Source organism: Streptomyces sp. NRRL B-3229, assembly GCF_000719505.1.
Lineage (GTDB): Bacteria > Actinomycetota > Actinomycetes > Streptomycetales > Streptomycetaceae > Streptomyces > Streptomyces griseorubiginosus.
This window is the reverse complement of sequence record NZ_JOGP01000003.1, coordinates 42987-64752: the sequence shown is the minus strand read 5'-3', so window position 1 is coordinate 64752 and position 21766 is coordinate 42987. Positions and strand designations below refer to the sequence as shown.

17 protein-coding genes are annotated in these 21766 nt (G+C 71.1%); 11 read left to right on the top strand and 6 right to left on the bottom strand.

The features are described 5' to 3' along the window. Positions 1–7: 7 nt before the first annotated feature. Positions 8–415, bottom strand: coding sequence for a VOC family protein (locus IF54_RS0105220; protein WP_030314978.1), 408 nt, complete (start codon positions 413–415; stop codon positions 8–10). 309 nt (positions 416–724) lie between these two features. Here IF54_RS0105220 and IF54_RS0105215 point away from each other — a divergent pair, with 309 nt between their 5' ends. The 3 genes from IF54_RS0105215 to IF54_RS0105205 all read left to right on the top strand — a co-directional run bounded on the left by IF54_RS0105215 (position 725) and on the right by IF54_RS0105205 (position 5752). Then, positions 725–2851 carry an MMPL family transporter gene (locus IF54_RS0105215; RefSeq protein WP_030314976.1) on the top strand — a complete coding sequence of 709 codons (2127 nt, stop codon included), beginning with the start codon at positions 725–727 and terminating at the stop codon, positions 2849–2851. Between the two features lie 70 nt (positions 2852–2921). Then, positions 2922–4163 (top strand): L,D-transpeptidase, encoded by a 1242-nt coding sequence (locus IF54_RS0105210; RefSeq protein ID WP_030314973.1) that lies wholly within the window; start codon positions 2922–2924, stop codon positions 4161–4163. 203 nt (positions 4164–4366) lie between these two features. After that, positions 4367–5752: a glycoside hydrolase family 16 protein gene (locus IF54_RS0105205; protein WP_030314971.1), complete on the top strand. Its 1386-nt coding sequence runs from the start codon at positions 4367–4369 to the stop codon at positions 5750–5752. A 56-nt stretch (positions 5753–5808) separates the two neighbouring features. On the opposite strand, the gene IF54_RS0105200 is transcribed toward IF54_RS0105205, so the two are convergent. From IF54_RS0105200 to IF54_RS0105185, 4 genes are all read right to left on the bottom strand, one after another. Beyond that, on the bottom strand, positions 5809–6831 hold the full coding sequence (locus tag IF54_RS0105200) for a hypothetical protein (RefSeq protein ID WP_030314969.1): 1023 nt from the start codon (positions 6829–6831) through the stop codon (positions 5809–5811). Beyond that, on the bottom strand, positions 6828–8243 hold the full coding sequence (locus tag IF54_RS0105195) for an MFS transporter (RefSeq protein ID WP_030314966.1): 1416 nt from the start codon (positions 8241–8243) through the stop codon (positions 6828–6830). The genes IF54_RS0105200 and IF54_RS0105195 overlap by 4 nt, the downstream gene beginning before the upstream one ends. Before the next feature lie 5 nt (positions 8244–8248). Beyond that, positions 8249–9139: an alkaline phosphatase family protein gene (locus tag IF54_RS0105190; protein ID WP_030314964.1), complete on the bottom strand. Its 891-nt coding sequence runs from the start codon at positions 9137–9139 to the stop codon at positions 8249–8251. A 234-nt stretch (positions 9140–9373) separates the two neighbouring features. Beyond that, on the bottom strand, positions 9374–10288 hold the full coding sequence (locus IF54_RS0105185; protein ID WP_030314962.1) for a helix-turn-helix domain-containing protein: 915 nt from the start codon (positions 10286–10288) through the stop codon (positions 9374–9376). 146 nt (positions 10289–10434) lie between these two features. Between IF54_RS0105185 and tkt the strand changes: the two genes are divergently transcribed. From tkt to IF54_RS0105145, 8 genes are all read left to right on the top strand, one after another. Continuing rightward, complete coding sequence (tkt, locus tag IF54_RS0105180) at positions 10435–12510, top strand: transketolase (protein WP_030314960.1); 2076 nt, start codon at positions 10435–10437, stop codon at positions 12508–12510. Between the two features lie 19 nt (positions 12511–12529). After that, entirely contained in the window at positions 12530–13675 is a 1146-nt protein-coding gene (gene tal, locus IF54_RS0105175; RefSeq protein WP_030314958.1) for a transaldolase, read from the top strand. Further along, positions 13672–15207 carry a glucose-6-phosphate dehydrogenase gene (gene zwf, locus IF54_RS0105170; RefSeq protein WP_030314957.1) on the top strand — a complete coding sequence of 512 codons (1536 nt, stop codon included), beginning with the start codon at positions 13672–13674 and terminating at the stop codon, positions 15205–15207. The genes tal and zwf overlap by 4 nt, the downstream gene beginning before the upstream one ends. Next, positions 15204–16139, top strand: coding sequence for a glucose-6-phosphate dehydrogenase assembly protein OpcA (opcA, locus tag IF54_RS0105165; protein WP_030314954.1), 936 nt, complete (start codon positions 15204–15206; stop codon positions 16137–16139). Before zwf ends, opcA begins: the two co-directional genes overlap by 4 nt. Next, positions 16132–17784 (top strand): glucose-6-phosphate isomerase, encoded by a 1653-nt coding sequence (gene pgi, locus IF54_RS0105160; protein WP_030314952.1) that lies wholly within the window; start codon positions 16132–16134, stop codon positions 17782–17784. The genes opcA and pgi overlap by 8 nt, the downstream gene beginning before the upstream one ends. Before the next feature lies 1 nt (position 17785). Further along, positions 17786–18664: a phosphogluconate dehydrogenase (NAD(+)-dependent, decarboxylating) gene (gene gnd, locus IF54_RS0105155; RefSeq protein WP_030314950.1), complete on the top strand. Its 879-nt coding sequence runs from the start codon at positions 17786–17788 to the stop codon at positions 18662–18664. Positions 18665–18671: 7 nt separating this feature from the next. Beyond that, positions 18672–19259, top strand: coding sequence for a histidine phosphatase family protein (locus IF54_RS0105150; RefSeq protein WP_030314948.1), 588 nt, complete (start codon positions 18672–18674; stop codon positions 19257–19259). A gap of 100 nt (positions 19260–19359) precedes the next feature. Then, positions 19360–20823: a hypothetical protein gene (locus IF54_RS0105145; RefSeq protein WP_030314946.1), complete on the top strand. Its 1464-nt coding sequence runs from the start codon at positions 19360–19362 to the stop codon at positions 20821–20823. A gap of 31 nt (positions 20824–20854) precedes the next feature. On the opposite strand, the gene IF54_RS0105140 is transcribed toward IF54_RS0105145, so the two are convergent. Beyond that, entirely contained in the window at positions 20855–21742 is an 888-nt protein-coding gene (locus IF54_RS0105140; RefSeq protein ID WP_030314944.1) for a shikimate dehydrogenase, read from the bottom strand. Between the last annotated feature and the right edge of the window lie 24 nt (positions 21743–21766).

Genomic DNA, 21766 nt, shown 5'->3' with positions numbered 1-21766 from the left:
AACGCTCTTATGCGTCGAGCTCGGTGAACAACGTCAGTTGCAGTGACCCGGGCGCCTCGAGCCGGGAGTTGAGGGAGTTCCACGGCGTGCGGGTCGGCTCGGCGATCACCTCCGCCCCGGCCTCGGCCAGCCTCGCCGTGGTCGCCGTCGAGTCGTCCACCTCGAACGCCACCCGGATGTGCCCGGCGACCCGCTTGCCGACCTCCACCTCGTCGATGAACGCGGCATGGTTCGGGTCGGTCAGCTCCAGCGTGGCCCGCCCCGCCTCCAGGATCGTGACCCTGCCGTCGGGCGACGAGAATGCGGCCCGCTCGGGCAGACCGAGCACGTCCCGGTAGAAGCGCAGCGCCTCGTCGTAGTCGTCCGCGGTGACGACGAGACGGAGTTCACGGACGGTGGGTGGTACCTCGGACATGCGGCCTCCTCGTAGCTGTCTCCAAGGTCAACTCCTCGACGGGTACCGAGAATTCCTCCCCCGTGGGAGTGAGCCGGGGCCCGGCCTCACCCGTACGGCGGAGTCCCGGAAACCGCCCGCGACGGCGATCCGGTGAGCACGCCGACAGCAGCAGTCTGAGGGTGCCCACACCACCGGTGCACTCGACCAGCGCGGCCCTCGAACACCGCTGCCTTCGACCAGCGCGGCCCTCGAACACCGCTGCCTTCGACCGCCGGTGTCACCAGCCATCGGTGTCACCAGCCACCGCCAACCCGCCGGGAGGCCCCCGTGCTCTCCACCCTCGCCCGGGCGGCGACCCGTCGCCCGCTCACCGTCATCGGCCTGTGGGCCGCGTTCCTGCTGCTGGGGTTCGGCCTCGGTACGGGCGTCTTCGCCGGCCTCTCCGACGACGTGCCCGACGTCCCCGGCACCGAGTCCGAGCTGGCCGACGACCACCTCTCCCACATCGACCCGACCGGCGAGTCCGTCACCGCGGTCGTCGCGGGCGAGGCCGTCTCCGACGCGGCCCTGCGCGCCCAGGTCGAGCGGACCGTCGCCGAGGTCCGGCGAATCGCCGGGGTCGCCGACGTACCGGACCCGTACACGACCCCCGGCCTCACCGCCCGCGACGGACAGGCCCTGGTCATCCCCGTCACCTTCGAGGGCGGTCTCAGCGACGAGGCCGAGGAGGAGGCGACGGACACGGCGGTCGAGACCGTCAAGCGGATCGACGCGCCCGACGTCCACGTCAGCGGCGGCGAACTCCTCGGCAGGCAGCTCGGTGAGCGGGCCCAGGAGGACGTGAAGACAGCCGAGTTGGTCTCCCTGCCGGTCGTTCTCGCCCTGCTGCTCGTCGTGTTCGGCGGACTGCGCGCCGCCGCGCTGCCGCTGGTGGTCGCGGTGAGCGGGATCGCGGGCGCGTTCCTCGGCCTGTTCGTCTTCAGCCAGATCACCGACATCTCGGTCTACGCGATCCAGGTCACCACCATGCTGGGCCTCGGACTCGCCGTCGACTACGCCTTGTTGACCCTGGTCCGCTTCCGCGAGGAACGCCGGCACACCGACGACGTGGTGGAGGCCGTGCACCGCACGGTCGCCTCGGCAGGCCGGACCGTCCTGTTCTCCGGGCTCACCGTGGCCGTCTCCCTGACCGGACTGCTGGTCTTCCCGAGCGTGTTCCTGCGCAGCATCGGCCTGGCCGTCGCCGCGGTCGTGGTGGTCGACATGCTGGCCGCGGTGACGCTGCTGCCCGCGCTGCTATCGAGGTTCGGCGGGCGGATCCGGCCCTCGAAGGCGCGCTCCGAGGACGAGGAAGGCCGGGTCTTCGCCCGCCTCGCCCGCGTCGCGCAGCGCCGCCGGACCGCCGTCCTGGTCACCGTCGTCCCGGTCCTGCTGCTCCTGGCCCTGCCCGTGACCGGCCTGCGCATCGCCATCGGCGACGCCCGGCAGCTGCCCGCGACCACCGAGGCACGGCAGTTGTACGACACCGTCGACGCGCACTTCCCCGAGGGCACCGGGGTCTCGCCCGTGGTGGTCGTCCTCGGGCCCGGCACCACCCCCGCGACCGCAGGCCGGATCGGCGCCCTGGTCCCGCACGCCGAGTCCCGTGACCTGCCGGGCGGCACCACGGTCGTGGAGCTGCGGCCGCCGGGCAGCGTGGACGGCGGGGCGGCCACCGGCCTGGTCGAACGGGTCCGGGAGATACGCGGCGCCGAGCCCGTCCAGGTCACCGGGGTCGCGGCCCGGCTGGTCGACTTCCGCGCGATGCTCGCCGAGCGGGCGCCCTGGGCGGCACTGACCGTCCTGGCCGGGATCTTCGTCCTGCTGTTCGCCTTCACCGGCTCGGTGCTGCTCCCGCTGCGCACCATCGCGACCACCCTGCTCAGCCTGGGCGCCGCGCTCGGCGTGGTGGTGTGGGTCTTCCAGGACGGCCACGGGGCCGGGCTGCTCGGCGGCGAAGGACTGGGCGCACTGAGCCTGACCGTGCCCCCGCTGGTCGTGTCGATCGCCTTCGGGCTCGCCATGGACTACGAGATCTTCATCCTGGCCCGGATGCGGGAGGCACGGCAATGCACCGGGGACGAGCGGGAGGCCGTGGTGACCGGGCTGCGCCGGTCGGGGCGGGTCGTCACCTGTGCCGCGCTGCTGCTCGCGGTGGTCTTCGGCGCCTTCATGACCGGCGGCTTCTCGCCCATCCTCCAGATCGGTCTCGGACTGACCCTGGCCGTGCTGATCGACGCGACGGTCGTCCGGATGCTGCTGGTCCCGGCGACGATGGCGCTGCTGGGCCGCCGGGCCTGGTGGGCGCCGGAGCCGCTGCGCCGGGCGCACGAACGATTCGGGCTGCGGGAGGCTGCGCCCGGACCGCCCCTCCGAGCGGAGTCCTCACGGGAATCTCAGGAAGCGGACCGCTGATTCCAAGGATCAGCACATGTGCGCGCGGCAGCATGCACCCGCAAAGGCGGATATCTCAGGAAGGTGTGCCGTGGGCGTCCCGCACATATCGAACCGGTCCGGACGAGAGAGGGAGAGGTGGTCGCGGCGCGGGCTGCTCGCCGCCCTGGGCGCCGTGCCCGCCGCCGCCGTCCTGACGGGATGCGGCGACTCCGCGGACGCCTCGGACGCCACGGAGTCGTCCGCGCCCCCGTCCGCACGGGCCGCCGCGAAGAAGGCGGCCATAGCGGTCACCCCCGCCGACGGCACCACCAGGGCCGACTTCGCGAGCCCCGTCCAGGTCACCGTCACCGACGGCACGCTGGCCTCCGTGAAGGTGACCGGCAACGACGGCTCCACGCTGGCCGGGACCCTCAACGCGACGAGGACCAGGTGGACTTCGGCGAGGAACCCGTACTCGGGCACGAAGTACACGGTCACGGCGACCACCGCAGGCGGGACCGCCCGGACGACGACCTTCACCACCAAGTCCCCCGGCGAGACCTTCGTGGGCTACTTCACCCCGGAGGCGAACTCCACCTCCGGCGTGGGCATGCCGGTGTCGCTGAACTTCACCCACGCCGTGTCCGACCGGGCCGCCGTCCAGAAGGCGATCACCGTGACCGCCGAGCCCGCGGTGGAGATCGTGGGCCACTGGTTCAGCGACACCCGGCTCGACTTCCGCCCCGAGACCTACTGGGCACCCGGCACGAAGATCACGCTGAGCCTGCGGCTCAAGGACGTCCAGGGCACGGACGGCGTCTACGGCGTTCAGGCGAAGGACGTCACCTTCCACATCGGCCGCGAGCAGATCAGCACGGTCGATCTGGCCACCAAGGAGATGACGGTCAGGCGCGACGGCTCGACCATCGCCACCTATCCCGTCTCCGGCGGCGACTCCGACCACACCACCTGGTCCGGGATCATGGTCATCAGTGAGCGGTTCAAGCAGACCCGCATGGAGTCCTCGACGGTCGGGCTCGGCGACGAGTACGACATCTCCGACGTCCCGCACGCCCAGCGCCTGACCACCTCCGGGACTTTCGTACACGGCAACTACTGGGCGTCCACCGCGGTGTTCGGCCACAGGAACACCAGCCACGGCTGCGTCGGCCTGCACGACGCGAAGGGCGCGAGCGACAGGTCCGTGGACGGCTACAAGTTCTACGAGAGCTCCATGCTCGGCGACGTCGTGATCGTGAAGAACTCCGGCGAGAAGACGGTGGAGCCGTCGAACGGGCTCAACGGCTGGAACCTGTCGTGGGCGGACTGGAAGGCGGCCAGCGCCGTCTAGCGGGCGCCTCTTCCAACGGGTACGCCGTCCAGTGGGCGCGCCCGGTTTCAGAGGGTGAACTCACCAGGGACGAAACGACTTTCACGGCTCAACCTCTTGACGGCCGGAGTGACTGCGAGCACATTGGGCCCACTTTGAGAGCGCTCTCAAAGGCTCCCGAAGACACCCGCGCTCACTTCCCCCCGTACCCGAGAGGCACCCCCATGAGCGAAACCTCCGGTATACCCAGACGGCGGCGGGCCCTCGTCGCCGTCCTGAGCACCCTCGGTCTGGCCGCGGCCCTCGCGACCGCCGCCACCCTCCCCGCCGACGCCTCCGCCCCCACCCCGCCGACCGGCTGGTCGCAGGTCTTCGTGGACGACTTCAACGGCACCGCGGGGACCGGCGTCAACACCTCGAACTGGCAGTACGCGACCGGGACTTCGTATCCGGGAGGCCCCGCGAACTGGGGCACCGGCGAGGTCGAGACGATGACCAACAGCACCGGCAACGTGGCGCTGGACGGCAACGGCAACCTGCGCATCACCCCGCTGCGCAACGCGGCCGGCAACTGGACCTCGGGCCGCATCGAGACCAACCGCACCGACTTCCAGCCTCCGGCCGGCGGCAAGCTGCGCGTCGAGGCCCGTATCCAGATGCCGAACGTCACCGGCACCGCCGCCGAGGGCTACTGGCCCGCGTTCTGGATGCTGGGTGCGCCCTACCGCGGCAACTACCAGAACTGGCCGGGCGTCGGTGAGCTGGACATCATGGAGAACGTCCAGGGCATGAACCGCGTGTGGGCCACCATGCACTGCGGCACCAACCCGGGCGGCCCCTGCAACGAGACGACGGGCATCGGCAACAACGTCCCCTGTCCCGGCGCGACCTGCCAGTCCGCCTTCCACACCTACACCCTGGAGTGGGACCGCTCGGTGAGCCCCGAGACGATCCGCTTCTACGTCGACGGCACCCAGTTCCACTCCGTCAACGCGAGCCAGGTGGACGCGACGACCTGGGCCAACGCCACCAACCACGGGTACTTCATCATCCTCAACGTGGCGATGGGCGGCGCGTTCCCGGACGCGTTCGGCGGCGGGCTGGACTCCGGCACGCAGTCCGGGGTGCCCATGGTCGTGGACTACGTGCAGGTGCTCTCCTCGGGCGGAGGCGGTACCACTCCCCCGCCGACCGGCGGCCGTGACGCCTACGGCACGATCCAGGCGGAGTCCTTCAACGGCCAGAACGGGGTCGGCACCGAGGCCACGACCGACACCGGGGGCGGCCAGAACATCGCCTCGCTGGCCAACGGCGACTGGGCGCTCTACCAGAACGTCGACTTCGGTTCCACCGGGGCCACCCAGTTCTTCGCCCGGGTGGCGAGCGGCGCGGCCGGCGGGGTGAGCGGTCTGGTAGAGGTACGGCTGGACAGCCCGACGGCGGCCCCGGTCGGCAGCTTCTCGATCGCCAACACGGGCGGCTGGCAGTCCTGGAGAACGGTCCCGGCGAACATCAGCCGGGTCACCGGCACCCACTCCGTCTATCTGACCTTCACCAGCGGCCAGCCGGCCGACTTCGTGAACGTGAACTGGTTCAGCTTCGGTCACTGACAGCCTGGTCGAACCTGCCCCGGGAGGCCGGCGCGGTCTCCCGGGGCAGGCCCGCCTCAGCCCAGGTAGGCGGGGGCGACCGCCGACGTCATCAGACGGCGGGCCGTGCCGGTGCCGTCTGCGGGGACCGTCCACAGGTCCGAGCCGTAGTCACCGGGCAGGGCGTAGACGAGGGTGCGGTCGTCGGACCACAGGGCCTGGTCGTCGACGTTGCGGGACTCGGCGGTCGCGGTCTCCTTCATGGTCCGCAGGTCCAGCACGTACAGCCGCCAAGGGGCGTCCGGCGAGGCCCCCTTGACGCGTTTCTTGTACGCGACGCGGGTGCCGTCCGGCGACAGGGACGGGCACTCGACGTTGCCGTGCAGGGTGGTGAGGGTGCGGGCGGTGACGTCGCCGCGGACCAGGTAGGTCCGGCCGCCGGTGGCGAGCGTGGCGTAGAAGCGGTCGTCGTCGGCGAAGGTGACGCCCCAGATGTTGGTGTCCGCCGCGTGGTGGGTCCGGCCGTCCTTGATGACGCGGAAGGTCTCCAGGTTGTCGTCGATCGTCCAGGTGCGGGTGTCGACGACGGCCGTGCGGGTGGAGAAGTTCGTCCCGGCGTACGAGTCGCCGCTGACGAACACCGTCCAGGCGACCATGTGTCCGGAGGGCGAGACCCGGGCCCGGGTGGGGACGCCCGCGGCCGGGAAGCGGTGCCGTACGCGCAGTTGGGAGTCGAGGACCACCGCGCGGTAGGTGTCCTCCAGGGCGCCGTGCACGGCCTGGAGGCAGATGCCGGTGCCGGCCGCGGCGTGGAAGCGCAGGCACTTCACGCCCGACGCGGTGCGCGGGCCCCCGGGGTCGTCGGCGGGCACGGTCGCGATCTCGTCGCGGTGCGGGCCCCAGGCCAGGTTGCGGACCAGCAGCCGGCGCGGGGCCGTGGGCCGCAGCGAGACGGTACCGGCCCGCACGGTGGGTCCGTCGGCCTGCTGCTCGTCCTTCAGACCCGAGCGGTGGGCGGCGTGCAGCACCGCCCCGGTGCCGACCGCGCCCAGCAGCAGGACGGCGACCAGGAGGGTGACCAGACGGGTCGTCCGTGTCATGCGCGCGCCTCCTGGGGGGTCGCGGTCGTGGGAGCCCCGTCGACGGTCCGGAGCACTGACGCGGCCACGACGGTGCTCACGGCGAGCGCGGCCGCGGTGACGGTGAGCGCGGTCCGCCCGTCCCACAGGCTCCAGGCCGCGCCGAAGGCGAGCGAGCAGACGAACCGGGCCAGCGCCTGGCCGGTGCCGACCAGTGCCTGCCCGGCTCCCTGGTGCCGGTCCGGGACGACCGAGGCGGTGGCAGCGGCGAGGACTCCGTCGGTGGCCGCGTAGAAGGTGCCGTGCAGCACGAGGACGGCGAGCACCGCCGGGACGCCGTGCCAAGGGCAGAGCACCAGGCCGTAGCCGAGCAGCAGGACGCCGTGGCCGGCCAGGAAGAGCCTGCGGCGGCTGACGCGGTCGGCGAGCGCACCCACCGGGACGGCGAGCAGCAGGAAGGAGGCGGCGGTACCGAGAGGCAGCAGCGGGAACAGGTGGGCGGGCAGATCGCCCTCGCGCTGGAGCAGCAGGTACAGGAAGGAGTCGCTGACAGTGGTCAGGCCCAGCAGGGCCGCGCACACCGTGAGCCGCCGCAGGTCCGGCCGGCGCAGGAGCCCGAGCGCGTCGCGCACCGCCGGGGGCCGGGACGGCTCGGGAGGCCGGGGCGGCCGTACGGCACCGGGCGGCTGGGACGACCGTACGGCGTCGGGCGGCTGGGACGACCGTACGGCGTCGGGCGGTCGTACGGCTTCAGGCGGTCGTACGGCGTCCGCGGGAGCGTCGATGTGCCGGGGCACGAACAGCACCAGTACCAGGACGCCGAGCACGGCCACGCAGGCGCTGACCGTGAAGACCGCGTCGTAGCCGTCGACAGTGGCCCGCAGGACGGCGAAGGCGATCAGGGGCCCGAGGAGGGCGCCGGTGGTGTCCATGGCGCGGTGGACGCCGAACGCCCGCCCGCGGTGGGCGGGTTCGGTGGCCAGCGAGATCATCGCGTCGCGCGGGGCCGTACGCAGGCCCTTGCCGGTGCGGTCGACCGCGAGCACCGCGCCGAGGACGGGCAGCGTGTGCGCGAGCGGCAGAAGCGGTTTGCACAGCGCCGAGAGGCCGTAGCCGAGGCCCGCGACGAGCTTGTGCCGCCGGCCTCCCCGGTCGGCGAGATGGCCGCCGGCCAGCCGGACCAGGGCGCCGACCCCGTTGTTGATGCCGTCGAGGAGGCCGAAGCCGAGCGGGGACAGGCCGAGGCCCGCGACCACGTACAGCGGCAGGACGGCGGTGACCATCTCGGAGGAGACGTCCGTGATGAGGCTGACCGCGCCCAGGGCGAGCACGGTGGACGGCACGACGGCCCGCCGCCGCACCGGAGGGGTGTCCGGTGCGGCGGCGGCCTGGGTGCCGCGGGCGTCCGTGGAGCGGGAGTCCGCGAGGTACACCGGCGTCAGTTCCAGATGCCGGTGATGTCGGCGGCCGAGGCGGCGTTGCCCGCGTGGGTGCTCAGGCCGGCCAGGTCCTCGATCGTGCGCAGCACGTTGTAGTGGTTGTAGGTGGTGGAGCTGGTGCTGCCCGGGGTGACGTGCTGCCCGTAGAAGAGGGTGGGGATCCGGTTGCCGGAGAGCTTGTTGTCCTCGTCGAAGGTGACGGCCAGGATGCTGTTGTGGGTCTGGGCCCAGGTGGCGTAGGCGCCCAGGTTGTTCTTGATCCAGGTGTCACCCGTGGAGACCGAGCAGTCGTGCATGTCGCTGCACAGGTTCGGGACGACGAAGGAGACCTTGGGCAGGGTGGTGTAGTCGGTCGGGAACTGCGCGAACGTCTTGGCCGTGCTGGTCGGCACGTTGGAGAAGCCGAACCAGGGGTTGTGCTTCTGCGCGTAGTTGCCGCTGCTGCACGTCGTCGAACCCTGGCTGGGCAGCGACTCGTTGTAGCTCGCCCACGTCTTGCCCACCGCGATGAGCTCCGAGGCGAGGTTGGGGGCGGAGATCGATCCGACGCTCACGCAACTGTCGTCGGTGCGGCCCTGGTTGGAGCCGGAGAACAGCATGTAGTAGTTCGGCTCGCTCGGGTGGGTGAGGCCGTAGGACTGGGTGAGGTTCGCGCCCCCCGCCTTGAGCGTGTTGTTGAGGTAGGGGGCGCTGGAGCTGCCGATGACCTGGGAGTAGGCGTGGTTCTCCATGACCACGACGACCACGTGGTCGGGGGTGGGGAGAGCGGCGGCCTGGGCGGTGGTGGCGGTCGCCGCCCACACGCCGATCGAGGCGGCGGTGAGGGCGAGGGCTCCGGCGAGCGCGGAGAGGGAACGTCGGTTGCGCGAGGGTGCCTTGACGGCGGCCATGACTGTCCTCCGGACAGAGGTGACGGACGTTCGTGGGGGTGGCGGCGCGGCAACAGTAGGGGGCTCGGACCGGCCCTGAGTGAAGGCCGGGCGAACCGCGGGTCACGCCGGGCAAAGTTCGCCCCTCGTACGGGTCATGCACGGCAAAGACTCGGTCAAATGGACATGACAAACCTGACCCGCGCTCAACTCTCCGAGAACTCGGCGCAGTTCCGCGCGGAACGTGCCGAGAAGTCAGCGCAGTTCCGCGCGGAACGCAGCGGGTGTCATCTCCGTGTGCTGCTGGAAGAACTTCGAGAAGTTCGCCGCGTCCGGGAAGCCGATCGCCGCCCCCACCCGGCTGATCGGCAGGTCCGTGTGGGCCAGCAGGCGCTTGGCCTCCAGGACCACCCGCTTGTCGATGAACCCCTTGGGGGTCTCCCCCGTCGCCGCGCGGACCGCGCGCACCAGGGTCCGGCGGGAGTAACCGAGCGCGTCGGCGTAGGCGCTGACGCTGTGGTTGGTGGCGAACCCCTTCTCCACGGCGTCCCGGAACAGGGTGAACGTCGACTCCGCCTGCCGCCCCGCGTCCGCCGAGCTCGCCGCCAGATGGGCGAGGCGCAGCAGGAACGCCGTCAGGGTGTGCCGCAGGACCGCGGTGTGCAGGCTCAGCGGGAGGGTCGCCGTGTCCTCGTACTCCCGCTGGAGCTGGGCCAGTCCCGCTGTGAGTCCGGCCAACTGCGGCTCCGAGGGCCGCAGCAGGGGCGGCAGGTCGTAGCGGTAGAGCCCCGTCGCCTCCACCGTCGCCCGCGGCAGGAACCCGGGTTGCATGGTGAGCACGGTTCCGCGGTACTCGCTCGTCGGGGAGAAACGGTGGACCTGGCCCGGGCGGATCCACAACAGGTCGCCCGCCGTCGCCTCGTACTCGGCGAAGTCGATCATGTGGCGGACGGGCCCGCCGTCGAAGAGCATCACGACATGGAAGTCGATGCGGTGCACACGCTCCAGCGGGGCATCCGCATGCCAGGTGCGGTCGGTTCCCATGGGCCCCACCTGCATGCCCACTCCGCCCACGCTGAGCTCGACGGGAAAGGGGAACGTTCTGATCCCGTCCACCTGGCCGTCATCGGCTCCGCCTTGGATGGAGCCTTGGGTCGTTCTGTCCGCCATGTCCTTCTCGCGCCGCCCGCCTGAAGCGTTCCGTGTCCCACTTTCACCACAGGCTGGCACACCGCGACCTTCCCCCGTAAAAGTCAGACTTTTAAGTTCGAACACGTCAGACCAGCAATCCCGCTCCGATCGAGGACTTCTTGAAGATGAGCACGCAGACACCGGACACCTTCGAATGGACCGAACTCGACCGGCGTGCCGTCGACACCGCCCGCCTTCTGGCGGCCGATGCCGTGCAGCAGGTCGGCAACGGACACCCGGGGACCGCGATGGCCCTGGCCCCGGCGGCGTACACGATCTTTCAGAAGGTGATGCGGCACGACCCGGCGGACCCCGAGTGGACCGGCCGTGACCGCTTCGTCCTCTCCCCCGGCCACACCTCGCTGACGCTCTACACCCAGCTCTTCCTCTCCGGGTACGAGCTGGAGCTCGACGACCTGAAGGCTTTCCGCACCCACGGCTCCAAGACGCCCGGTCACCCCGAGTACGGGCACACCGCAGGCGTGGAGACCACCACCGGGCCGCTCGGCCAGGGTGTCGCCAACGCCGTCGGCATGGCGATGGCCGCCCGCTACGAGCGCGGCCTGTTCGACCCCGAGGCCCCCGAGGGCGAGTCCCCCTTCGACCACACCATCTGGGCGATCGTCTCCGACGGAGACCTCCAGGAGGGCATCTCCGCCGAGGCCTCCTCCCTCGCCGGCCACCAGAAGCTCGGCAACCTGGTCTTCCTCTACGACGACAACCACATCTCCATCGAGGGCGACACCGCGACCGCGTTCTCCGAGGACGTCCTGGGGCGCTACGAGGCCTACGGCTGGCACACCCAGCGCATCGAGCCCGGCGCCGACGGCGACATCGACGTTCAGGCCCTCCACGCGGCCCTGAAGGCGGCCCAGGCCGAGACCCGGCGCCCCTCGATCATCGCGATGCGCACGATCATCGCCTGGCCCGCCCCGAACGCGCAGAACACCGAGGCCGCCCACGGCTCCGCGCTCGGCGCCGACGAGGTCGCCGCCACCAAGCGCGTCCTCGGCTTCGACCCGGACAAGAGCTTCGAGGTCGCCGACGAGGTCCTCGCCCACACCCGTCAGGCCCTGGACCGGGGTGCCGAGGCGCACGCGGCCTGGGACAAGCAGATCTCCGCGTGGCGCGGTGAGCAGCCCGAGCGGGCGCGGCTGTTCGACCGGGTGGTCGCGGGCCAGCTCCCCGAGGGCTGGGAGTCCGCGATCCCCGTGTTCGAGGAGGGCGCCTCGGTCGCGACCCGGGCCGCCTCCGGCAAGGTCCTCCAGGCGCTCGGCCCGGTGCTGCCCGAGCTGTGGGGCGGTTCCGCCGACCTCGCCGGCTCGAACAACACCACCATCGACAAGACCAGCTCCTTCCTCCCGGAGGGCAACCCCCTGCCGGAGGCCGACCCGTACGGCCGAACGGTCCACTTCGGGATTCGCGAGCACTCGATGGCCGCCGAGATGAACGGCATCGCGCTGCACGGCAACACCCGGATCTACGGCGGCACCTTCCTGGTGTTCTCCGACTACATGCGCAACGCGGTCCGGCTGTCCGCGCTGATGCAGCTGCCCGTCACCTACGTCTGGACGCACGACTCCATCGGTCTCGGTGAGGACGGCCCGACGCACCAGCCGGTCGAGCACCTGGCCTCGCTGCGCGCCATCCCGGGCCTGAACGTGGTCCGTCCGGCCGACGCCAACGAGACGGCGATCGCCTGGGCCGAGATCCTGAAGCGGCACGCCACCGACCCGGCCCCGCACGGCCTCGCGCTCACCCGCCAGGGTGTGCCGACCTACGCGCCGAACCCGGACGCGGCCAAGGGCGGGTACGTCCTTGCCGAGTCGTCGAAGGAGACCCCCGACGTCGTCCTCATCGCCACCGGCTCCGAGGTGCACCTCGCCGTCGCCGCGCGGGAGCGGCTGGAGGCCGAGGGGGTCGGCACCCGGGTGGTGTCGATGCCGTCCGTGGAGTGGTTCGAGCAGCAGCCGAAGGAGTACCGGGACCGGGTCCTTCCGCCGTCCGTGCGAGCCCGCGTCGCAATCGAGGCCGGTATCGGTCTGACGTGGTACCGCTTCATTGGTGACGCAGGACGCATCGTCTCCCTCGAACACTTCGGCGCCTCCGCCGACGCGAAGACCCTGTTCGCCGAGTACGGCTTCACCGCCGAGAACGTCGCCGCAGCAGCCAGGGAATCGCTGGCCGCCGCGCGTGGTTGATCCGACCGCCAGAAAGAAGATGATCAAAGTGACCGAAGCTACCGCGACCGCGGGAGCACTCAAGCGCCTGTCCGACGAGGGCGTCTCCATCTGGCTGGACGACCTGTCACGCAAGCGGATCGAGTCCGGGAACCTCGCCGAGCTCGTCGCCACGAAGCACGTCGTCGGCGTCACCACCAACCCCTCCATCTTCCAGGCCGCCATCGGCTCCGGAGCGGGCTACGAGGAGCAGCTGAGCGACCTCGCCGCCCGGGGCGTGACGGTCGACGAGGCCGTACGGATGATGACGACCGCCGACGTCCGCGCCGCCGCCGACGTGCTGCGCCCGGTGTACGACGCCACCGGCGGCCGGGACGGCCGGGTCTCCATCGAGGTGGACCCCCGTCTCGCCCACAACACCCGGGCGACGGTCGCCGAGGCCAAGCAGCTCGCCTGGCTGGTGGACCGCCCGAACGTCATGATCAAGATCCCGGCGACGAAGGCCGGCCTCCCCGCGATCACCGAGGTCATCGCCCTCGGCATCAGCGTCAACGTCACGCTGATCTTCTCGCTGGAGCGCTACCGCGAGGTCATGGACGCCTACCTGGCGGGCCTGGAGAAGGCCGCGAGGAGGGGCCTTGACCTCGCCACGATCCACTCGGTCGCCTCCTTCTTCGTCTCCCGGGTCGACTCCGAGATCGACAAGCGGCTCACCGTCCTCGGCACGGAGCAGGCCCTCGCTCTCAAGGGCAGGGCGGCGCTCGCCAACGCGCGGCTCGCCTACCAGGCCTACGAGGAGGTCTTCTCCGGTGAGCGCTGGAACTCCCTCGGCGACGCCCGCGCCAACCGGCAGCGCCCGCTGTGGGCCTCGACCGGCGTGAAGGACCCGGCCTACAAGGACACCCTCTACGTCGACGACCTGGTCGCGCCCGGCACGGTCAACACCATGCCCGAGGCCACGCTCAACGCCACCGCCGACCACGGCGGCATCACCGGCGACACGGTGACCGGCGGCTACGCGCAGGCCCGCGCCGACCTGGCCGCCGTGGAGGCGCTCGGGATCTCCTACGACGAAGTCGTGCGGCAGCTGGAGGACGAGGGTGTCGCCAAGTTCGAGGTGGCCTGGCAGGACCTGCTGGACGCCGTCACCAAGTCGCTGAACAGCAAGGGAGTTGACGCGGAATGACCATCACCGCCGACTGGGAGAACCCGCTGCGCGACGAGCGCGATCGGCGTCTCCCCCGGATCGCCGGGCCCTCCGGTCTCGTCATCTTCGGCGTCACCGGCGACCTGTCCCGCAAGAAGCTGATGCCTGCCGTCTACGACCTCGCCAACCGCGGCATGCTCCCGCCGGGTTTCTCGCTCGTCGGGTTCGCCCGCCGGGACTGGGAGGACGAGGACTTCGCGCAGATCGTGCACGACTCGGTGCGCGAGCACGCGCGGACCGAGTTCCGTGAGGAGGTCTGGCAGCAGCTCGCCGAGGGCATGCGGTTCATCCCGGGCGACTTCGACGACGACACGGCGTTCAAGCAGCTCCGCCAGACCGTCGAGGACCTCGACAAGGCTCGCGGGACCAGCGGCAATTACGCCTTCTACCTGTCCGTGCCGCCGAAGTTCTTCCCGAAGGTCGTGAAGCAGCTCAAGAAGCACGGCCTCGCGGACGCCCCCGAGGGGTCCTGGCGGCGCGCGGTCATCGAGAAGCCGTTCGGCCGCGACCTGAAGAGCGCCCGCGAGCTCAACGCCCTCGTGCACGACGTGTTCGAGCCGGACCAGGTGTTCCGGATCGACCACTACCTGGGCAAGGAGACCGTCCAGAACATCCTGGCGCTGCGCTTCGCCAACCAGATGTACGAGCCGATCTGGAACCGGTCCTTCGTGGACCACGTGCAGATCACGATGGCCGAGGACATCGGCATCGGCGGCCGGGCCGGCTACTACGACGGCATCGGCGCCGCCCGTGACGTCATCCAGAACCACCTGCTCCAGCTGATGGCGCTCACCGCCATGGAGGAGCCGGCCGCCTTCGACGCCGAGTCGCTGCTCACCGAGAAGCTGAAGGTCCTGCGGGCCGTGAAGCTGCCGGAGGACATCGGCAAGAGCGCCGTGCGCGGGCAGTACGCGGGTGCCTGGCAGGGCGGCGAGAAGGTGCTCGGGTATCTGGAGGAGGAGGGCATCGACAAGACCTCCACCACGGACACCTACGCCGCCATCAGGCTGAACGTCGACAACCGCCGCTGGGCGGGCGTCCCCTTCTACCTGCGCACCGGCAAGCGGCTGGGCCGCCGGGTCACCGAGATCGCGGTCGTCTTCCAGACGGCCCCGCACTCGCCGTTCGACACGACGGCCACCGAGGAGCTCGGCTCCAACGCCATCGTCATCCGGGTGCAGCCGGACGAGGGCATGACGGTCCGGTTCGGGTCGAAGGTGCCGGGCACCTCGATGGAGATCCGGGACGTGACGATGGACTTCGCGTACGGCGAGTCGTTCACGGAGTCCAGCCCGGAGGCGTACGAGCGGCTCATCCTGGATGTCCTCCTCGGTGACGCCAACCTGTTCCCGCGTCACCAGGAAGTGGAAGAGTCCTGGAAGATCCTCGACCCGATCGAGGAGCACTGGGCGAACCACGGACGTCCGGCGCAGTACGCGTCGGGTACCTGGGGACCCGAGGAAGCCGACGAGATGCTCGCACGAGACGGACGGAGCTGGCGCAGGCCATGAAGATCGACCTGACCGACACCACGGCAAGCAAGATCAACAAGGCGCTGGTGCACGGCCGCCGCGCCATCGGGACGCCCGCCGTGGGCATGGTCCTGACGATGGTGATCGTCACGGACGAGGAGAACGCCTACGACGCGATCAAGGCGGCCGAGGAGGCCTCGCACGAGCACCCCTCGCGCACCCTGGTCGTCATCAAGCGGCACGCCCGTACCGCCCGCGACCGGATGTCCTCCAAGCTGGACGCCGAGGTCCGGGTGGGCGCCGACGCCGGCACCGGCGAGACGGTGATCCTCAGGACCTACGGCGAGGTCTCCGACCACGCCGACTCGGTGGTCCTGCCGCTGCTGCTGCCGGACGCCCCGGTGGTCGTGTGGTGGCCGGTGGACGCGCCGGAGAACCCGGCGAAGGACCCGCTGGGCGCGCTGGCCCAGCGCCGGATCACCGACCTGTACGCGGTGGAGAACCCGCTCGACGTCCTGGCCACCCGGGTGCGCTCCTACGCGCCCGGCGACACCGACCTCGCATGGACCCGGCTGACCCCGTGGCGCTCGATGCTGGCGGCGGCGCTGGACCAGGCCAAGGCGCAGATCACCTCCGGCGCGGTGGAGGCCGAGGCCGACAACCCGGCCGCCGAACTCCTCGCACGCTGGCTGGAGGCACGGCTCAAGGTGAAGATCGACCGGGTGGTCACCGCCGGTCCGGTCGTCACGGCCGTCCGTCTGGGCACCGCGAACGGCGAGATCGTCATCGACCGCCCCGAGGGCCCGCTGGCCACGCTGTCCCTGCCGGGCCAGCCGTCCCGCACCCTCGCCCTCAAGGTCCGCACCACCTCCGAACTCATCGCCGAGGAGCTTCGCCGCCTCGACGCCGACGAGATGTACGCCGTCGCCCTGCGGGGCGAGGCCGGCAAGGAGACCCCTGCTCATGTCTGACTTCCCCCTGCTGACGCGCCGCCCCGAGTGGACGGCCCTGGAGGACCACCGCGCCGAGGGGACCCCCCATCTGCGCGAGCTGTTCGCGAAGGACCCGGGGCGCGCGGAGCGGTACGTCGTGCGCGTCGGTGATCTGCGCATCGACTACTCCAAGCACCTGATCACCGACGAGACCCTGGCCCTGCTCCAGGAACTGGCCGCCGCCACCGACGTGTTCGGCCTGCGTGACGCCATGTTCCGCGGTGAGCGGATCAACCTCACCGAGGACCGGGCGGTCCTGCACACCGCGCTGCGCGCCCCCGCGAACGCGGTCGTCGAGGTCGACGGCGAGAACGTCGTGCCCCGCGTGCACGCCGTCCTCGACAAGATGAGCGACTTCGCGCACCGGGTCCGCTCCGGCGAGTGGACCGGCCACACCGGCAAGCGGATCAGGAACGTCGTCAACATCGGCATCGGCGGCTCCGACCTCGGTCCCGCGATGGCGTACGAGGCCCTGCGGGCCTTCACGGCACGGGAGCTGACCTTCCGTTTCGTGTCCAACGTGGACGGCGCCGACCTGCACGAGGCGGTGCGGGACCTGGACCCGGCGGAGACCCTGTTCATCGTCGCGTCCAAGACCTTCACCACGATCGAGACGATCACCAACGCCACCTCGGCCCGCTCCTGGCTCGTCGAGGGCCCCGGCGGACTCCACGACGACAAGGCCGTCGCGAAGCACTTCGTGGCCCTGTCGACGAACGCCGAGAAGGTCACGGACTTCGGTATCGACCCGGACAACATGTTCGAGTTCTGGGACTGGGTGGGCGGCCGCTACTCCTACGACTCGGCGATCGGTCTCTCCCTGATGATCGCCATCGGCCCGGACCGCTTCCGCGAGATGCTCGACGGCTTCCGGATCGTCGACGAGCACTTCCGCAACGCCCCCGCCGAGGCCAACGCCCCGCTGCTGCTTGGTCTGCTGGGCATCTGGTACGGCAACTTCCACGACGCCCAGTCGCACGCCGTGCTGCCCTACAGCCACTACCTGTCCAAGTTCACCGCGTACCTCCAGCAGCTGGACATGGAGTCCAACGGCAAGTCGGTGCAGCGCGACGGCCGTCCGGTGGAGTGGCAGACCGGCCCGGTGGTGTGGGGCACGCCCGGCACCAACGGACAGCACGCGTACTACCAGTTGATCCACCAGGGCACCAAGCTCATCCCGGCCGACTTCATCGGCTTCGCCCGCCCGGTCGACGAGCTGAGCGACGAACTCAAGGCGCAGCACGACCTGTTGATGGCCAACCTGTTCGCCCAGGGGCAGGCGCTCGCCTTCGGCAAGACCGCCGAGGAGGTCCGCGCGGAGGGCGTGCCCGAGGAGCAGGTGGCGCACCGCACCTTCCAGGGCAACCACCCCACGACCACGATCCTCGCGAAGGAACTCACCCCCTCCGTCCTCGGCCAGCTCATCGCGCTCTACGAGCACAAGGTGTTCGTCCAGGGCGCGGTCTGGAACATCGACTCCTTCGACCAGTGGGGCGTCGAGCTCGGCAAGGTACTCGCCAAGCGCGTCGAGCCCGCCCTGACCGAGGGCGCCGACGTCCCCGGTCTCGACCCCTCCACCACCGCCCTGGTGGCCGCCTACCGTGAACTGAAGGAAGTGCACTGACATGCAGTTGGGACTCATCGGCCTGGGCAAGATGGGCGGCAACATGCGCGAGCGGATCCGCCGCGCGGGCCACACCGTCATCGGCTACGACCGCAACCCCGAGGTCTCCGACGTGGCGAGCCTCGCCGAGCTGGTCGACAAGCTCGAGGCCCCGCGCGTGGTGTGGGTGATGGTGCCGGCCGGCGCCGCCACCCAGTCCGTCGTGGACGAGCTCGGCGAGCTCCTGTCCCCCGGTGACACCGTGGTCGACGGCGGCAACTCCCGCTACACGGACGACGAGAAGCACGCCGCGGAGCTGAGCGCCAAGGGCATCGGCTTCATCGACGCAGGTGTCTCCGGCGGTGTGTGGGGCCTCCAGAACGGCTACGCCCTGATGGTCGGCGGTGAGAAGGAGGACGTGGCGCGCCTCCAGCCGATCTTCGAGGCGCTCAAGCCCGAGGGGCCGTACGGCTATGTCCACGCGGGCAAGGTCGGCGCCGGGCACTTCTCCAAGATGGTCCACAACGGTATCGAGTACGCCATGATGCAGGCGTACGCCGAGGGCTGGGAGCTGCTGGAGAAGGTCGAGTCGGTGGACAGCGTGCGGGAGGTGTTCCGCTCCTGGCAGGAGGGCACCGTCATCCGCTCGTGGCTCCTCGACCTCGCGGTCAACGCCCTCGACGAGGACGAGCACCTGGACAAGCTGAAGGGCTACGCGCAGGACTCCGGCGAGGGCCGCTGGACCGTGGAGGCGGCCGTCGACAACGCGGTGCCGCTGCCCACGATCACCGCCTCGCTCTTCGCCCGGTTCGCGTCCCGTCAGGACGACTCCCCGCAGATGAAGATGATCGCGGCGCTGCGCAACCAGTTCGGCGGCCACGCCGTCGAAGCGAAGAAGTAGGCGCGTCGTGGGGGATCTTCTTCTGGTCCGCCACGGCGAGACGGAGTGGAGCGTGTCGGGACAGCACACCAGCTGGACCGACCTGCCCCTCACCCAGCACGGCGAGGAACAGGCCAAGTTGCTCGCTCCGCTCCTGTCGGGCCGGACCTTCTCGCTCGCGCTCACCAGCGAACTGGGCCGCGCGATACGCACCGCCGAACTGGCGGGCATCACCGGGGCCGTCACCGACCCCGACCTCCACGAGTGGGACTACGGCGCCTACGAGGGCGTCACCACGGTCGACATCCACCGGACCCGGCCCGACTGGGACCTGTGGACCGACGGGGTCCCGCCCGGGCCCGAAGGGCACCCCGGGGAGTCGCCGGAGCAGATCGGCCGGCGGGCCGACCGGGTGCTGGCCCGGGTGGACACCGCGCTTGGCGAAGGCGACGTGGTCCTCGTGGCCCACGCCCACTTCCTGCGGGTCCTCACAGCCCGCCGACTGGGCCTCGCCCCGGCGGACGGCCGGCTCTTCCAGCTGGCCACGGGCACGGTGAGCCGGCTGTCGACGGAGCACGACCGGCCGGTGATCGCGGAGTGGAACACACGCGCCTAGTACGGCAGTTGCGGACGGCCCGGGAGCACAGGCTCCCGGGCCGTCCGCGTCGTCGAGGACCTGTTGACACCGGGGCGTGTGCGTTGGAGAGTCACCGCTGATGGAGATCAACAACCTGACCCCGGCCGAACGGCGGGTGTGGCGCGCCTTTCCCCGGGGCGAGGCCGTGGACTTCCGGGCGGCGGACGACGAGGACGCGGCGGGCGGCGCCGGCTGGGGCCCCGAACGCACCGTGCGGGCCTCCGTGTTGCGGTTCCTGATGCTCAACGGGCCGCGGGAGGACGGGGAGATACCCGCCCTGAAGCTGGCGGGCGCCCGGATCACCGGTGTGCTCGCCCTCCAGTACGGGACGGTCGGCCACGCCGTACGCCTCAGCCACTGCCACTTCGACGACGTACCGCTGCTGTACGGCTGCCGGCTGCGCCAGTTGAACCTCAGCAACTCCGTACTGCCCGGCCTCACCGCCGCCACCGTGCACGTCGAGGCGGTGCTGCGGCTGACGGACTGCCGGGTGAACGGACCGGTGCGGCTGGGCGGGGCGCAGATCGCCGGGGCCCTGTTCATGGACCGTGCCGAGATCGTCGCGGACGGCGCCGGTGAGCCCGCGCTCCAGCTCAACCACATGAGCATCGGCGACGACCTGTGGGCGCCGGGGCTGCGCGCCCACGGCGAGGTACGGCTCAACGGCACTTCGGTGGCCGGTTCCGTCAACCTCAACGACGCCCGGCTCAGCAACCCGGGCGACATCGTGCTCGACGCCCAGACCCTCAGCGTCGAGGGCGACGTTCATCTGCGCCGGGTGCACACCTTCGGCTGGATCGGTCTGCGGGGCGCCCGGATCGCGGGCCGCCTCGACTTCTCGTACGCGCATCTGTCGAACCCCGGCGACGCGGCACTCAGGGCGAGCAGCACCACCATCGGGGAGCTGTGGATCCGCAAGGGCCCCGCCATGGAGGGCGCCCTCACCCTGCGCCGCGCCCAGATCGACGAGCTCTTCCTGGAGCCGGAGTCGGTTCCGGACGAGGTGCAGTTCAACGGGCTCGTCTACACCTCGCTCACCCCGCAGGAACCGCCCGCGCGCCGGCTGCCGATGCTGGAGCGGGACCGCGAGGGCTATGTCCCGCACGCCTACGAGCAGTTGACCGCCGCGTACCGCAGGATCGGGGACGACTACGCGGCCCGGCAGGTCCAGCTCGCCAAGCAGCGCCGCCGCCGCGCCACCCTGCCCTGGTACGGGCGGCTGTGGGGCCACGTCCAGGACGCGGCCGTCGGCTACGGCTTCCACCCGCTGCGCGCCGGGGTCTGGCTGGTCTCCCTGCTCGCGGTCGGCACCATCGCCTACGGCCTGCACCACCCGCCGCCGCTCAAGGCGGACGAGGCCCCGCGCTTCAACGCGCTGTTCTTCACCCTCGACCTGCTGCTGCCGGTGATCTCCTTCGGCCAGGAGGGCGCCTTCGCGCCGAGCGGCTGGTACCAGTGGCTGTCGTACGCCCTCATCATCGCGGGCTGGATCCTCGCGACCACGGTCTTCGCGGGTGTCACCCGCACCGTCAACCGGCAGTGACCGAGCGGTGGTTGCGGGCCGAGCCAGGACGTCAGCGCGTGGTCCGCCCGGGTGCCGCGACCCCGCCCGCCAGCTCCGCGATGTCCGCCAGCATCCGTGCCGAGCCCGGCTCGCGGCCCGTGAACAGCCGGAACGCGTCCGCCGCCTGGAAGACCGCCATGCCGCCGCCGTCGAGCGTGGCACAGCCCAACGCACGGGCGGTCCGCAGCAGTTCCGTCTCCAGCGGGCGGTAGACCACCTCGGCGACCCACAGCTCGGGGCGGAGCAGGTCGGCCGGGAAGGGCAGTCCCGGGTGGGCGGCCATGCCGGTGGGGGTGGCGTGCACCACGCCGTCGGCCCCGGCGAGCAGTGCGGGCAGCCGCTCCGGGCCGGCCGCGGCCGCGCGTCCCTCGCCGAAGTGCCGGTTCAGGGCGGTCGCGAGATGGGCGGCCCGGTCGGCGAGCGCGTCCACGACGGTGACCCGCTCGGCGCCCAGGGTCAGCGCGGCGTGCGCGACGGCCGCGCCCGCACCGCCGGCGCCCAGCTGCACGACCCGCTCCAGGGGCACGTCGGGCAGCCCGCGCGCGAAGGAGGCGGCGAAACCGGTGACGTCGGTGTTGTGGCCGGTCGCCCGGCCGTCCTCGAAGACGACGGTGTTGACCGCGCCGAGCGCCTCGGCCTGCGGGGCTAGCGCGTCGAGGTGCCCGATGACCAGCTGCTTGCAGGGGTGGGTGATGTTCAGCCCGTCGAAGCCCAGGTCACGGGCGGCCCGCACCAGGTCGCCGACCGCCTCGGGGGGTACGCCGAGGGCGTCGATGTCGATGAGCCGGTAGAGATAGCGCAGGCCCTGCCGGTCCGCCTCCCGCTCGTGCAGCGCCGGGCTCAGCGAGGGGCCGACGCCCGCGCCGATCAGTCCGACGAGAAACGAGTCCTTGGCCACGCGGACCTCCTGAGCCGATCGATG

Excerpts from the sequence above, each read along its gene's own strand:
- zwf (WP_030314957.1), top strand. The coding sequence starts at position 13,672 with ATGACCATCACCGCCGACTGGGAGAACCCGCTGCGCGACGAGCGCGAT.
- tal (WP_030314958.1), top strand. The coding sequence starts at position 12,530 with ATGATCAAAGTGACCGAAGCTACCGCGACCGCGGGAGCACTCAAGCGC.
- IF54_RS0105185 (WP_030314962.1), bottom strand. The coding sequence starts at position 10,288 with ATGGCGGACAGAACGACCCAAGGCTCCATCCAAGGCGGAGCCGATGAC.
- gnd (WP_030314950.1), top strand. The coding sequence starts at position 17,786 with ATGCAGTTGGGACTCATCGGCCTGGGCAAGATGGGCGGCAACATGCGC.
- opcA (WP_030314954.1), top strand. The coding sequence starts at position 15,204 with ATGAAGATCGACCTGACCGACACCACGGCAAGCAAGATCAACAAGGCG.
- IF54_RS0105145 (WP_030314946.1), top strand. The coding sequence starts at position 19,360 with ATGGAGATCAACAACCTGACCCCGGCCGAACGGCGGGTGTGGCGCGCC.
- pgi (WP_030314952.1), top strand. The coding sequence starts at position 16,132 with ATGTCTGACTTCCCCCTGCTGACGCGCCGCCCCGAGTGGACGGCCCTG.
- IF54_RS0105205 (WP_030314971.1), top strand. The coding sequence starts at position 4,367 with ATGAGCGAAACCTCCGGTATACCCAGACGGCGGCGGGCCCTCGTCGCC.
- tkt (WP_030314960.1), top strand. The coding sequence starts at position 10,435 with ATGAGCACGCAGACACCGGACACCTTCGAATGGACCGAACTCGACCGG.
- IF54_RS0105190 (WP_030314964.1), bottom strand. The coding sequence starts at position 9,139 with ATGGCCGCCGTCAAGGCACCCTCGCGCAACCGACGTTCCCTCTCCGCG.
- IF54_RS0105200 (WP_030314969.1), bottom strand. The coding sequence starts at position 6,831 with ATGACACGGACGACCCGTCTGGTCACCCTCCTGGTCGCCGTCCTGCTG.
- IF54_RS0105220 (WP_030314978.1), bottom strand. The coding sequence starts at position 415 with ATGTCCGAGGTACCACCCACCGTCCGTGAACTCCGTCTCGTCGTCACC.